This window comes from Exiguobacterium aestuarii, from assembly GCF_020171655.1.
Taxonomy (GTDB): domain Bacteria; phylum Bacillota; class Bacilli; order Exiguobacteriales; family Exiguobacteriaceae; genus Exiguobacterium; species Exiguobacterium aestuarii_A.
The window spans coordinates 1945907-1958681 of sequence record NZ_JAIVAC010000001.1 but is presented as its reverse complement, the minus strand read 5'-3'; the positions used below and the strand labels follow the sequence as shown (position 1 = coordinate 1958681).

Sequence of the window (12775 nt, the reverse complement as noted above, 5' to 3'; positions counted from 1 at the left end):
TTTCCCTCATTCAGATGGGAAAGACGTTTTTTTGTCGTGGAACAAATCGCTACGGACGCGGGCGAGCTCGGTCGCCCCGAAAAACAGTCCGACACTGCATAACAGCGCGACCCCACTGACCATTGCCCCGACGACAGCAGTATCTCCGATCATCGTGAACGACATCGTCAAACTAAATAATCCAAATAACAGTAATCCTCCGGCAATCGTCTTCATCATGATCCACCCTTTCACATGTCTATGAAAGTAGTGTAGACGGTTTACCGATAAGAGGGTGACTTTATTTTTGACCAGGTAAATTATTTGATCAAGTCGTAAATCGAGTACGTCTTGCCGTTTTCAAGAGGGCGGTCAATCAATTGTTCGACGAACACGCGCGCGACCGTCTCGGGAGAGCGGAGTCGTCCCTCTGTTTCGTATGAACGGAATTGTTCGAGGTCTGCAAACGCCTCTTCCGAAGAAGAGCGAATCTCCGCCTGCATCGATGTATCCATCACGCCAGGATTGAAGAGTGCCGCCCGATGCGGGGTACCTTCGAGCTCGAGTGCTAGCGTTTCCGTGAAATGGTCGAGTCCTGCTTTCGTGCCGCAATACGCACTCCAACCTGAAATCGGACGTTTGGCCGCGCCAGACGTCACATGAATCAAATCGGTCGGCTTGTTGAAAGCGAGGACCGCGTTCGCCAATAGCATCGGTGCGAGTAGGTTGGCATGGACATGGGCCGTCACTTTCTTCCCATCCAACTGTCCGACACGATGAATCGGTTCAATCCATGCGGCATTTTGAACGAGAAGAATCGAATCGGCATTCTCTAAAAGGGAAGTGATGTCTCGAATGGTCGTTTCGATTCCTGAGACGTCTGAGAGGTCGATGGGTAATTGTTCATATGTGACGTCTTCGGACTGTGAACGTGAGAGACCGATCACGTCATAATCTCGAGCTTGGAGTTCTTGGGCAATGGCACGACCGAGACCGCGTGATGCCCCGGTGACGAGTGCGAGTTTCATATATATTCCTCCTATTCGTGAATCGTTTTCCGAAAGCCGTAAAACGGACGGAATCGTAGTTTTTTGTAATATGTGTGCGAGGCTTGACTCGCTAGCATCTCAAGACGCGTGTCAGGATAGAGCGCATGGACATGTTGAAGAAGTTGTTCACCAAGTCCTTGCTTTCGATAGGCGGAAGCGACCAACAATTCACAAACATACAAGCTGACTGTCGTATCGGTCAGTCCCCGTAAGTAGGCGACAATCTCTCCATTATCAGACTCCATGACATACGTGACGTTCGATTGACGCCACGCTTCACGGGTCAGCTCTCCCTGTTCGACGAGTTGAGTCCAACCTTCCTCACGATTGAGTTGCTGGATGTGTTCAAAATCAGATGCGACATATGCACGGATCTTCATTCGATTCGCTCTCTAATCTGTGCTTCGATTTGCTTCATCACATCAAACGCCCCGTCTGATTGATTCGAACAAACGACCGAAATGACCTCAGTTTCTGGGTAGTATCCGGAATGAAAGCTGACGCCCGGGTCATATCCCATCACATGGTACTTATAAATGTCTCCTGACGAATGATGCTGAATCCAAATCCCATATCCATAACTACCACCTCGGTCATTGACCGTCACATGTGGTGTGAGAAGTAGGGATGTGGATGCGGCGTCAAGAAGTTGATGTGAAAACAACGCCTTCCAAAAACGAGTCATATCTTGAACGGTCACATACGCGCCACCATCTGCCCCGCCTTTGACCGGAATCGCATATTGATTCGTACGCCATGAACCGTCCGAATGATCGATATAGCCGAGCGCCGTCTTGGCGGGTAAGGCATCGAGTGAGAAATATCCGGAATCGCTCATGTTAGCAGGTTGAAAAATCGACTGTTCGATATAGTCGGTGAAGGGTTGCCCGGTCACTTCTTCGACAATCAACCCTAACAGGATATACCCGGCATTGTTGTAGGAGAATCGGGAACCTGGTTCATTCTTCATCGCTTTTTGTTGAAATAGCGGTAAAAAATCTCGTAGTTGTTGAAGACGATACATCGGAACATCACGCCACAACGCTTCGAAGTCGTCAGAGACGGACTCATCAAAATAGTCAGGGATACCCGACGTATGCGTTAACAGCTGATGGATTGTAACTTCTGAGGATATGTAGGGCAGGTCGAATGTCTGAAACGAATCCAGTGAAGTTGAAAAAGAGAGTCGACCTCGTTCGACTAACTGACAAATGGCGATTGCTGTGAACAGTTTGCAACCGGAAGCGATTCCGAATCTCGTTTTGACTTCATGTTGAATCTGTTCCGAGCGATTAGCATAGCCAAGGGATTGATGGATGGACGTTTCTGGGTTGGTGACGCAATAGACGCCAGAGAATGTTTCGTCCACTGTGAGATGTGTGATGTTTTGCAAAAGAACCTCCAATTGTTGAGTCATCAAGTACTTCGACTATATCACGTACATGCACAACATCCATAAATTTACTCAATATTCAAAAAAACATTTACCAAATAACAGGAATTGAGACAGGTGTCTGACCTCGAACGTGGTACGATATGGGCGAACAGAGAGGAAGTGTATTCAATGACGCTATTCTTTTTAGGGATACTCGTTGGATGTTTGATTGCTTTGTGGCTACATAAGCGTCAACGGCCACATCCACAGACGCTTTCGTTCATGCATTTCGGGAATCAAACGAAAGATGTCATCTATATTTTTGAAACGAAACCAACGTGGCGTTTTCGGTATATTAGTCCTTCTTTAGATTTATATCTAGGGGAAGGGACCGTCATGCGTAGTTATTCGAATGCGCAGGAATGTTTCCGCAGAATCCATCCGGACGATCGACGATTGTTGCTAGACAAAGTATTGGGGCGCGTCGACTATGAAGAAGCAATTCTTCAGCGGTGGCGGACGAATGAAGGCACCTATGTATGGTTTGAAGAGTATACGACCCCAATCTATGAGAACGGTGAGATTGTGGCGGTGCAAGGTGTGATTCGGAACATCGAGGCGGCCATGACCGAGCGTGAGCGTCTTCTGTATGAAAGTCGTCATGACAGTTTGACAGGTGTTTTCAATCGTCGGGCGTTTGAAGAGACAATCGGTCAAGCGGAAGGGATGAGAAACGTCGGAATCATCGTCATCGACGTGAATGACTTGAAAGTCGTGAACGATCAAAAAGGACACTCTGCCGGTGACTGTTTGTTGAAGCGTGTCGGTAACCTCCTTCAAACCATCGAGTCCTCTGTCTATCGGATTGGAGGAGACGAGTTCGTCTTGTTTCTTCAGATGATGTCAGAAGAAGCATGCGAGAAGATGGTTCGTGAGATCGAAACGACATGCGGGGAAGAGGAAATCTCAGTGGCCATCGGGTTGGCCTGGGCATCTCATCCAGAATCAATCGAAGTACTCTGGCAAGAAGCAGATGACGCAATGTATGAACAAAAGCAGCAACAAAAAAGAGATCTTCTTGACGTTTAGTTCAAGAAAATCTCTTTTTCGTTAACTACTCGCTTCCTCTACTTCAGGTGGTTCTTCACCTAAGTTATTGAGATAACGTTCATATCGTGCGAGTCCATAGCGATAAGATGCCCAAATCAGAAGGGTCGTCACGGCAATGAGTCCAATCGTCAATGGAGCGAACCATCCGGAAACAATTCCATCCGCGTAGGCAAGTCCAATTGGTGAAAAGACGAGATAGACGAAAATCATCGAAGTGACAAGCAAGATTGAAGTCGATAACGCGTGACGCCATGGTTTGACTCGTCCGAGCTCGATTCGAATCGGATTCGCTTGGAGCATCGGTCGTACGCGAGCGAAGATGAGCATGATAGCCGTCTCGACGACGAAGAGGATACCGTAAATGTGAATAAAGTTAATCCCGATTTCCACACCGAACCATTGCTTTGTTCCCCACACGAGGAAATAGTAAGCGATGACGTGGAAGAAAACGACGGTCTTCGCGGCAATCGGGGGAACTCGTTTGACGAGCATACCAATCAAGACGATGACAAGAATCGGGATGTTGAAGAAGCCTGTAAAACGACGAATCAAATCCCATAATCCATCTGGAGCATACATGAGATTCGGGGCGACAAAGAAAGAGACGAGCGCCACGAACGTGCCAAACCATTTGCTGACGCGAATCAAATCTTGGTCAGAAGCATTCGGCTTGAACTTTGGTTTATAAATATCGAGGACGAATAGCGTCGCGATACTATTTAACAGTGAGTTAAATGAGCTGAACACGGCACCGAGTAAGACGGCAAGGAAAAAGCCCATGAGCCACATTGGAAGTAGTTCGGCAATCAAGCTCGGATACGCTAAATCGGCTTTCTCGACGTTCGATCCATACAAATGGAAGGCGATGACGCCAGGCAAGAGCATAAAAATGGGAACAAGTAGTTTTAAGTAACCCGTAAAAAGTACTCCTTTTTGTCCCTCTGCCAAGTTTTTTGCGCCGAGAGCGCGTTGAATCACGTATTGATTGAGTGCCCAGTAGAACAAGTTCGCAAAAATCATCCCCGTAAAAATGGAGAGGAACGGGACCGAGTCATTGGCCGAGCCAATGGCGTTCAATTTTTCGGGATTCGTCGTCGCAATCGTCTTCATCCCGTCCAACAGATTCCCGTCACCTAGTGCGAGGAAGCCAAGCGTTGGAACGAGGAAGCCGATGATGATGAGACCAATCCCGTTTAGCGTGTCGGAAACGGCGACCGCGCGAAGTCCGCCGAAGATGGCGTAAATCGCCCCGATGATTCCGATGAACCAGACGACAATCCAAAGAGACTGTTCAAAACTGATGCCGAGAAGGGTAGGTACGTCGAATAGTTGGAGGACGGCTAATCCTCCTGAGTACAGCATAGACGGAATCGTCACGCACATATAGCCGAGTAAAAACAGCAGGACGGTCAATCGACGAACGTCCTCATCATAGCGTTGACTTAGAAATTCAGGGATGGTCGAGATCCCGATGCCAAGAAAACGCGGTAGTAAAAAAAGCGCCATGATGATGGCTGCAATCCCGGCCGTGACTTCCCAAGCCATTGCCGACATATTGCCGGCGAACGATTGACCGTTCAAACCAATCAATTGTTCAGCAGACAAGTTGGTCAAGAGGAGCGAACCTGCGATGAAGACGCCCGTCAATCCGCGACCAGCCAAGAAATAATCATCGGCACTTTCGACTTTTCCTCGCGTCATGCGATATGAGACGTAGGCGACGAGTGCCATGAACAAAGCACCAGTCACGAGTATGTAGAGTACTTGCTGAATCGTCATAGAATCCCCTCACTTCTTACTTATGTTATATAATCTATTTGTAGAAAATACCCTAAAGTGTAAGAAAGTAGTCCTCTTATCTTGATGGAATGATAAAAAGTCATGGGCTAGGCATAAATTAATAAAGTTCTCAATGAAATCGATTAGAAATTCAATAGGGTGAATCGGTGGGAGGAATCTCTTTGAGGAAATGGATGATTGGAATATTATCTGTTGCAGTGGTAGCAGGTTATGTCATGTTTAGTGATATGCTGAAACAAGAAAACACGAGTGATTTGGCTGTGACCGAAAGCTTCCGACACATAGACGATTTAGCTACACGCTCGCCGATTGTCATCGTCGGCAAAGTGAGCAGTCACCCGAGATCTTTTGAATATCATTCGGTTACTTTCTTTGAATCAGATATTCACGTGCAGCGTGTCTATCGAGACGTGAGTCAGAAACTCAAGCAAACCGATACGATCACCCTCTTACAAAATGATATGGAAGAAGATCCGCTCGTCAAAGTAGGAGAGAACGTCCTCTTGTATTTACAAAAATACGAAGGACCCGTGATTGAGAACGCGTATCGAATTGTCGGTCTACAACAAGGACATTTCAAAGTGAACCGGACGGGGACATTGATTTCGGCAGGAGAATCCAATCTTTATCAAGAAAGCGGACGAAGTGCTGACTTGAGTAAACTAGAGACATTATTGAACGACAATCCTTATATGGCAGAACAAAACGACGTGATGACGGATGAAGACATTGAAGCTTTCAACGAGACTCAAGAACGTCTGTTAGAGGAATCTCAATAATATAACGAATGAAAGCGGCGCTGATGAAATCAGCACCGCTTTTTCGTGTGAACTTTTATAAATGTCATAGAAATTGGAGCATGGACGTCGCGACCGTGAAGTAGATGATGAGACCGAGGTTGTCCATCAGTGTCGTGATAAACGGTCCCGAGGCAACAGCGGGGTCTAACTTCAGGCGATTGATGAGCAGCGGGACAATCGTTCCAATCATCGTGGCGACACTGAGTGCGGCAAAAATGGAAATCCCGACAATGAAGCCGATGAGCATGTTGTCATAAAGAATCGTGATGACCCCGAAAATGACAATCATACAAGCGATTCCTAAGATGATGCCCGTCCCGAGCTCGCGTCGAATCATCTTCATGACGTTCTTACGATTGATTGTGCCAAGCGCAATCGAACGAACAGCAACGACGAGTGACTGGGTGGCCGCGTTCCCGGCAGACCCCATGACAAGTGGCATGAAGACAGCGAGGAGCACAATTGTTTCAAGCGTCTCTTCAAAACCACCGATTGTCGAAGCCGTAATCATCCCGAGAAACATGAGGCTGACAATCCACGGGGCACGTTTTTTCGCCGCCTCGAACGGACTCATGTTGATATCGGACGACCCCTTCGTCGCGGAAAGTTCTTCAAAGTCTTCCGTCGTTTCGCGCTCGATGACGTCTAACACATCATCGACCGTGATGATGCCGAGTAGCTTTTGCTGATCGTCGATGACAGGAAGGGCCAATAAATCATACTTTTGGACAATCCGAGCCAAGTCTTCCTGGTCGGTCATGACGTTTGCTGAGATGACGCGGAAGCCCATGATGTCTTCGATTTTCGCCTCGAGCGGCGCGACAATCAAATCTCGTAAGGAGACGACACCAACAAGTTGGTGTGCTTGGTCGACCACATATAAGTAATAAATCGTCTCAGCGTCTGGTCCGAGTTCACGCAACTCTTCTAAAGTCAGTCCGACGGTCTTGTTCGCTTGAAGGACGACGAACTCGGTCGTCATGAGCGCCCCGGCCGTCTCTTCCGGATATTGCATCAAGTCTTTGACTTCTTGTTCCTCGATATCGTCCATCTGCTCGAATAGTGTGTCCATGAACGCATCGGGTAGCTCCCGCATCAAATCGGCGGCGTTATCTGAATACATCTCATTTAAAATCCGGACAGCATATGGCTGAGGCGTTTCTTGGATGAATGTACATTGCTCTTCTAACGTCAGTTTTTCAAAAAGGTCAGTAAACACTTCAGGTGAGATTGTTCGATATACGAAAGCACGCTCATGCTGATCGAGTTCGATAAAATGATCGGCCTGTTCACCGGGGTGGAGGGAGAGGAAGAGGTCTTGAAAATCGACCGGGTCTCCCTTTTGAATCAATGTGCGAAGTGCCGCTTCATGTTCGTTGTATTCCATTTCTTCTATTTTCATTTGCTCACATCCTGATCTTTCGCATTTTTCAGCTTACTCTGCAGGTCTCAAAAAAAGTTTTTTATCTTTTTTAGGAGGATTATATTCATCATCCATACATCTCATTTCCCCTTGTCAGGACGCCGATTTTTCATGCATTGTTTGTTCATTCACAAAGGTGAAGGTTTATACATAGCTATGTGGAATCACTAACAGGTGAACTGCCGGATTAGACATTCGCAAATTTGGTAAAGTGATAAGGTAAGGGTAGTCACACACCCGAATCACAAGGAGGAAGCGAGATGATCTCAATGACGAATCAACCGATTTCACAAGATACGACGCTGAAACATCCGATTCATGTGTATTCAGAAATTGGAGAATTAAAAACGGTACTACTGAAACGACCGGGAAGGGAATTAGAAAACCTCACCCCGGAATATTTAGAGCGCCTCTTGTTCGATGATATTCCCCATTTGCCGGTCATTCAAAAAGAGCACGACTATTTTGCGAGTGCGCTCCAAAATCGCGGTGTGGAAGTCCTTTATCTCGAAAAATTAATGGCTGAGACATTGTCGCTCCCTGGTGTGCGCGAAAAGTTTGTCGCGGATATCTTATCGGAGTCGAAATCAAATATCAACGGCTCTTATGAAACGTTAAAAGAATATTTACTGGATTTTGATAATGAGATGTTGATTGAAACGGTGATGGCCGGTATCCGAAAATCGGAAATCAAGCCGGAGAAACGCCGACATTTACACGAAATGATTGAAGATACGTACCCCTTCTTTTTAGATCCTATGCCAAACCTCTATTTCACACGAGATCCGGCCGCCGCAATCGGTCATGGTCTCTCCATCAACCGAATGAAAGAACCGGCACGTCGCCGTGAATCACTCTTCACGCAATATATTATGCGCTATCACCCTCGCTTTGCGAAACATGATGTTCCGATTTGGTCAGACCGCGACTATCGATTTGCGATGGAGGGCGGGGACGAGCTTGTCTTATCGAAAGAAGTCGTCGCCATCGGCATTTCTGAACGAACGACCGCGCAAGGAATCGAGCGCGTCGCCCTCAATTTGCTCAAACATGGAGACAGCTTCAAAAAAGTCATCGCCATCGAAATTCCAAAATCACGTGCCTTCATGCATCTCGATACCGTCTTTACGATGGTCGACCATGATAAATTCACCATCCATCCGTTCATTCAAGGACCGGAAGGGAAGATGAACATTTTCGAACTTTCATTGAATGCAGAAGGTGAATTGCAAATCACGCAACATACCGATTTGTTGAAAGTGTTAAAAGATGTCCTCGGCTTACAGGAAGCGACGTTGATTCCTTGTGGAGGCGGCGACCCAATCGCAGCGGCACGCGAACAGTGGAACGATGGATCGAATACGCTCGCCATCGCACCGGGTGTCGTGGTCACGTATGACCGAAACTATGTCTCGAATGAACTGCTCCGTAAAGAAGGCGTCGAAGTGATTGAAATCATGTCGAGTGAACTATCGCGCGGACGTGGAGGTCCACGTTGCATGAGTTGTCCGATTATCCGCCAAGACATCTAAATGTGATAAGGAGGAAGCAGTATGTCTACAACGTTCAATTTTGATTTGAAAGGTCGTCACTTTTTATCGTTAAACGAGTTTTCTGGTGAAGAAATCAATTATTTGATCGATTTGTCTGCTGCATTCAAACGTCAAAAGAAACAAGGCATCCCACATCGGATTTGTGAAGGCAAAAACATTGCCTTACTCTTTGAAAAACCATCGACGCGGACGCGTTGTGCGTTCACGGTCGCTGCCATCGACTTGGGGATGCATCCTGAGTATTTAGGCAAAAATGATATCCAGTTCGGGAAGAAAGAGTCGGTGCGCGATACGGCCATCGTCCTCGGGCGCATGTTTGACGGTATTCAATTCCGCGGTTTCGCCCACGAGACGGTCGAAGGTCTGGCGAAAGATGCAGGGGTGCCGGTTTGGAACGGATTGACCGACCTCTATCATCCGACACAAATCTTGGCCGACTTCTTGACGGTGAAAGAACAAAAAGGAGAATTGGCCGGAATCAAATTCGTGTACGTCGGCGACGGCCGGAACAACATGGGGAACACGCTATTGATCGGTGGCGCAAAAGTAGGGATGGATATGCGGATTTGCGCACCGAAATCACTTTGGCCATCTGATGAAATCGTCAATTATGCGAAATCGGTTGCTGCTGAAACAGGCGCCGTCATCACATTGACGGAGAGCATTGAAGAAGCGATGAACCAGGCGGACGTCGTCTACACGGATGTATGGGTGTCGATGGGCGAAGAAACAGCTTTCGCAGAACGGATCGAACTGTTGCGACCATATCAAGTGAACATGGATATGCTTCAAAAGAGCGGCAACCCGGACATCATGTTTTTACACTGCCTCCCCGCCTTCCACGACTTAGAGACAGAGGTCGGTCGGGCGATTCATGAACAGTACGGATTGACCGAAATGGAAGTGACTGATGAGGTGTTCCGCAGTCGTCACTCGTTCGTATTTGATGAAGCGGAAAACCGGATGCATACGATTAAGGCGGTAATGGCGGCAACGCTCACGGAGACACGCGAATGGCTTGAACGTTGACGGGGGAGGGGGACTTCCCCTCCCGTTTCAAAATAAGCGAAAGGGATGAGTAGAATGTCTACGAAGTTGGAGCATGACTCAGGTGGTTCGGCTGGAGTACATCCTGACAAGCAAGACAAGCGATTAGGTCTCGGAGCGTTAACGGCACTTGTCGTCGGATCGATGATTGGCGGTGGTGCCTTCAACTTGGCCGCCGATTTAGCGCAAGGCGCGAACGCGGGTGCCATTCTCATCGGGTGGGTCATCACCGGAATCGGGATCATCGCGCTCGGTCTCAGTTTTCAAAATCTGACGATGCGCCGCCCTGATTTGGACGGTGGTGTCTATAGCTATGCCCGTGCCGGTTTCGGTTCGTTCGTCGGATTCAACTCGGCCTGGGGATACTGGTTATCTGCCTGGCTCGGAAACGTGGCGTATGCCACACTGCTGTTCAGTTCGGTCGGCTATTTCTTCCCGATTTTTGAAGGGGGACAAAATATTGCCTCCATCGTCGGAGCTTCCATCATGCTGTGGCTCGTACACACGCTCATTCTTCGTGGGGTGCATGAGGCTTCGATGATCAACATCGTCACCACGATTGCCAAACTCGTTCCGATTTTTGCATTCATTACGATTACGTTGTTCTTCTTCAATCTCGAAAACTTCACCTTCGATTTTTGGGGACAAGGCGGCTTCTCATGGGGAAGTGTTCGCGACCAGGTCGTCTCGACGATGCTCGTCACGCTGTGGGTATTCATCGGCGTCGAGGGGGCAGTCGTTCTCTCGGGTCGTGCCCGGAAGCGCTCTGACGTCGGAAAGGCAACCGTGATCGGGTTACTCGGGACACTCGTCATCTATCTGCTCATCTCTATCATGTCGCTCGGCCTCATGACACCGGAAAACGTAGCGAACGCCTCGCAACCGGCGATGGCTTACTTGCTCGAGTCGGCAGTCGGTCCTTGGGGCGCGATGCTCATCAACGGTGGACTCGTCATCTCCGTACTCGGGGCATGGCTCGGTTGGACGCTTCTCGCGGCTGAGATTCCGTTCGTTGCTGCGAAAGACGGCGTGTTCCCGAAATGGTTCACGAAAGAGAATAAAAATCAGGCACCTGTCAACGCACTTTGGTTAACAAACGGGTTGATCCAGCTCTTCCTCTTCACCTTCTTGATTTCAGATGCCGCCTATAATTTTGCGTTCTCCCTCGCTTCAAGTGCCATTTTGATCCCGTATGTATTTTCGGCATTTTACCAAGTGAAGGTATCGAAAAATGGAATCGGTTATAGCGCCGGTGAACGGAGAACACGCGATTTGACGATCGGATTGGTCGCTTCCATTTACGGATTGTGGCTCATCTATGCGGCAGGGATTGATTATTTACTGCTCACGACCCTTCTATATGCACCAGGAACACTTCTCTACATGAAAGCGCAACGTGAAAATGGCATCAAGTCACTCAACAAAACGGAATGGTTGGTCGCCGGAGTGTTGACCGCACTCGCCATTTTCGCAGTCGTACGCATACTATCTGGTAATATCTCAGTCATCTGATCGGGGGTATCGATATGGAGAAAAAACGTGTGGTCATCGCCTTAGGCGGAAATGCGATTCAACAAGGAAAAGATGCGACAGCGGAAGCACAAATGCGAGCGGTCGAAGCGACGGCGGAATCTCTCGCAGCACTGATTGCAGAAGGGGTCGACGTCATCATCACACACGGGAACGGTCCGCAAGTCGGAAATTTAATGTTACAACAAGCCGCATCAGACAGTTCGGCTACGCCGGCGATGCCCCTTGATGTATGTGGTGCGATGACGCAAGGAATGATTGGATACTGGTTTGAAAATGCGCTGACGAAAGCACTGCGTGCGCGCGGTCTTGAACGAGATGTGGCTTCTCTCGTCACACGAAGCGTGGTCGATCCGAATGATAGTGCGTTTCATCATCCTTCGAAGCCAATCGGTCCGTTTTATACGGAAGAAGAGGCGCTCCATCTCGAACGGACGACAGGTTACGTATTCAAAGAAGATGCAGGTCGTGGATACCGTCGTGTCGTCCCGAGCCCGGTCCCGATGAAAATCGCGGAACACGCCGTCATCCGAACGCTCGTTGAAGCGGGGCACATCGTCGTCGCTTCCGGTGGCGGTGGTATTCCGGTCATGGAGACGACTGAAGGGTATGTCGGAATCGAGGCGGTCATCGATAAAGACTTTGCGGCTGCGAAACTCGCGGACCTCGTCAACGCAGACGTATTGCTCATTCTGACTGCGGTCGAACATGTGTATGTCAACTTCGGGAAGCCAGACGAGATGGCGCTCCAGGAGACCTCAAAGGAACAGATGGAGGCGTATATCGCCGAAGGACAGTTCGCTCCAGGCAGCATGTTACCAAAAGTAAGAGCGGCACTGCAGTTCGCAGAATCCGGCACGAACCGGGTCGCCATCATCACGTCACTCGATCAGGCGCTAGCTGCCATTTATGGGGATGCCGGAACACGTGTCCGTTTGGCTCCATCCCTCCAACAATAAGAATGTGTCGCAAACGTGAAACGTTTGCGACTTTTTGTTTTCTGTCCCGATTCAAGGGGAAGGAATGTTGTATGCCAAAAATGAGATTGCTATCATATTCAGTGTAAACGTTTGCACTAATTTCAGGAAGGAAGTGACGGAGAGCGGAAA

Annotated in this window: 12 protein-coding genes; 6 read left to right on the top strand and 6 right to left on the bottom strand. The window is 48.5% G+C overall.

Going from position 1 to position 12775, the window contains the following annotated elements:
* Positions 1-6 precede the first annotated feature (6 nt).
* From LCM29_RS10180 to LCM29_RS10165, 4 genes are all read right to left on the bottom strand, one after another.
* The gene (locus tag LCM29_RS10180) at positions 7-216 is read right to left on the bottom strand and encodes a hypothetical protein (RefSeq protein WP_214786019.1); all 210 of its coding nucleotides are present in this window, start codon (positions 214-216) and stop codon (positions 7-9) included.
* An 83-nt stretch (positions 217-299) separates the two neighbouring features.
* On the bottom strand, positions 300-1007 hold the full coding sequence (locus LCM29_RS10175) for an SDR family NAD(P)-dependent oxidoreductase (protein ID WP_224862502.1): 708 nt from the start codon (positions 1005-1007) through the stop codon (positions 300-302).
* An 11-nt stretch (positions 1008-1018) separates the two neighbouring features.
* Positions 1019-1408 carry a GNAT family N-acetyltransferase gene (locus LCM29_RS10170; protein ID WP_224862500.1) on the bottom strand — a complete coding sequence of 130 codons (390 nt, stop codon included), beginning with the start codon at positions 1406-1408 and terminating at the stop codon, positions 1019-1021.
* Complete coding sequence (locus LCM29_RS10165) at positions 1405-2445, bottom strand: serine hydrolase domain-containing protein (RefSeq protein WP_412093979.1); 1041 nt, start codon at positions 2443-2445, stop codon at positions 1405-1407. The genes LCM29_RS10170 and LCM29_RS10165 overlap by 4 nt, the downstream gene beginning before the upstream one ends.
* Positions 2446-2592: 147 nt before the next feature.
* Here LCM29_RS10165 and LCM29_RS10160 point away from each other — a divergent pair, with 147 nt between their 5' ends.
* The gene (locus LCM29_RS10160) at positions 2593-3492 is read left to right on the top strand and encodes a GGDEF domain-containing protein (protein ID WP_224862496.1); all 900 of its coding nucleotides are present in this window, start codon (positions 2593-2595) and stop codon (positions 3490-3492) included.
* Between the two features lie 21 nt (positions 3493-3513).
* Here the strand turns inward: LCM29_RS10160 and LCM29_RS10155 are convergent, their stop codons facing one another.
* Entirely contained in the window at positions 3514-5292 is a 1779-nt protein-coding gene (locus LCM29_RS10155) for a solute:sodium symporter family transporter (RefSeq protein ID WP_224862494.1), read from the bottom strand.
* A gap of 182 nt (positions 5293-5474) precedes the next feature.
* Between LCM29_RS10155 and LCM29_RS10150 the strand changes: the two genes are divergently transcribed.
* Positions 5475-6092 carry a hypothetical protein gene (locus LCM29_RS10150; protein WP_224862492.1) on the top strand — a complete coding sequence of 206 codons (618 nt, stop codon included), beginning with the start codon at positions 5475-5477 and terminating at the stop codon, positions 6090-6092.
* A 64-nt stretch (positions 6093-6156) separates the two neighbouring features.
* On the opposite strand, the gene mgtE is transcribed toward LCM29_RS10150, so the two are convergent.
* Positions 6157-7515 carry a magnesium transporter gene (gene mgtE, locus LCM29_RS10145; RefSeq protein ID WP_224862489.1) on the bottom strand — a complete coding sequence of 453 codons (1359 nt, stop codon included), beginning with the start codon at positions 7513-7515 and terminating at the stop codon, positions 6157-6159.
* Between the two features lie 323 nt (positions 7516-7838).
* Here mgtE and arcA point away from each other — a divergent pair, with 323 nt between their 5' ends.
* The 4 genes from arcA to arcC are packed head-to-tail and all read left to right on the top strand — an operon-like array spanning position 7839 to position 12625.
* The gene (gene arcA, locus LCM29_RS10140) at positions 7839-9068 is read left to right on the top strand and encodes an arginine deiminase (RefSeq protein ID WP_214745087.1); all 1230 of its coding nucleotides are present in this window, start codon (positions 7839-7841) and stop codon (positions 9066-9068) included.
* A 21-nt stretch (positions 9069-9089) separates the two neighbouring features.
* Positions 9090-10118 (top strand): ornithine carbamoyltransferase, encoded by a 1029-nt coding sequence (gene argF, locus LCM29_RS10135; protein ID WP_224862487.1) that lies wholly within the window; start codon positions 9090-9092, stop codon positions 10116-10118.
* 54 nt (positions 10119-10172) lie between these two features.
* The gene (arcD, locus tag LCM29_RS10130) at positions 10173-11648 is read left to right on the top strand and encodes an arginine-ornithine antiporter (protein ID WP_224862485.1); all 1476 of its coding nucleotides are present in this window, start codon (positions 10173-10175) and stop codon (positions 11646-11648) included.
* A gap of 14 nt (positions 11649-11662) precedes the next feature.
* Positions 11663-12625: a carbamate kinase gene (arcC, locus tag LCM29_RS10125; RefSeq protein ID WP_224862483.1), complete on the top strand. Its 963-nt coding sequence runs from the start codon at positions 11663-11665 to the stop codon at positions 12623-12625.
* The last annotated feature ends 150 nt before the right edge of the window (positions 12626-12775 follow it).

Bases quoted from the DNA above. Each gene is read 5' to 3' on its own strand.
- LCM29_RS10165 (WP_412093979.1), bottom strand. From the start codon at position 2,445: ATGACTCAACAATTGGAGGTTCTTTTGCAAAACATCACACATCTCACA.
- arcC (WP_224862483.1), top strand. From the start codon at position 11,663: ATGGAGAAAAAACGTGTGGTCATCGCCTTAGGCGGAAATGCGATTCAA.
- LCM29_RS10175 (WP_224862502.1), bottom strand. From the start codon at position 1,007: ATGAAACTCGCACTCGTCACCGGGGCATCACGCGGTCTCGGTCGTGCC.
- mgtE (WP_224862489.1), bottom strand. From the start codon at position 7,515: ATGAAAATAGAAGAAATGGAATACAACGAACATGAAGCGGCACTTCGC.
- arcD (WP_224862485.1), top strand. From the start codon at position 10,173: ATGTCTACGAAGTTGGAGCATGACTCAGGTGGTTCGGCTGGAGTACAT.
- LCM29_RS10160 (WP_224862496.1), top strand. From the start codon at position 2,593: ATGACGCTATTCTTTTTAGGGATACTCGTTGGATGTTTGATTGCTTTG.
- LCM29_RS10170 (WP_224862500.1), bottom strand. From the start codon at position 1,408: ATGAAGATCCGTGCATATGTCGCATCTGATTTTGAACACATCCAGCAA.
- LCM29_RS10155 (WP_224862494.1), bottom strand. From the start codon at position 5,292: ATGACGATTCAGCAAGTACTCTACATACTCGTGACTGGTGCTTTGTTC.
- LCM29_RS10180 (WP_214786019.1), bottom strand. From the start codon at position 216: ATGAAGACGATTGCCGGAGGATTACTGTTATTTGGATTATTTAGTTTG.
- argF (WP_224862487.1), top strand. From the start codon at position 9,090: ATGTCTACAACGTTCAATTTTGATTTGAAAGGTCGTCACTTTTTATCG.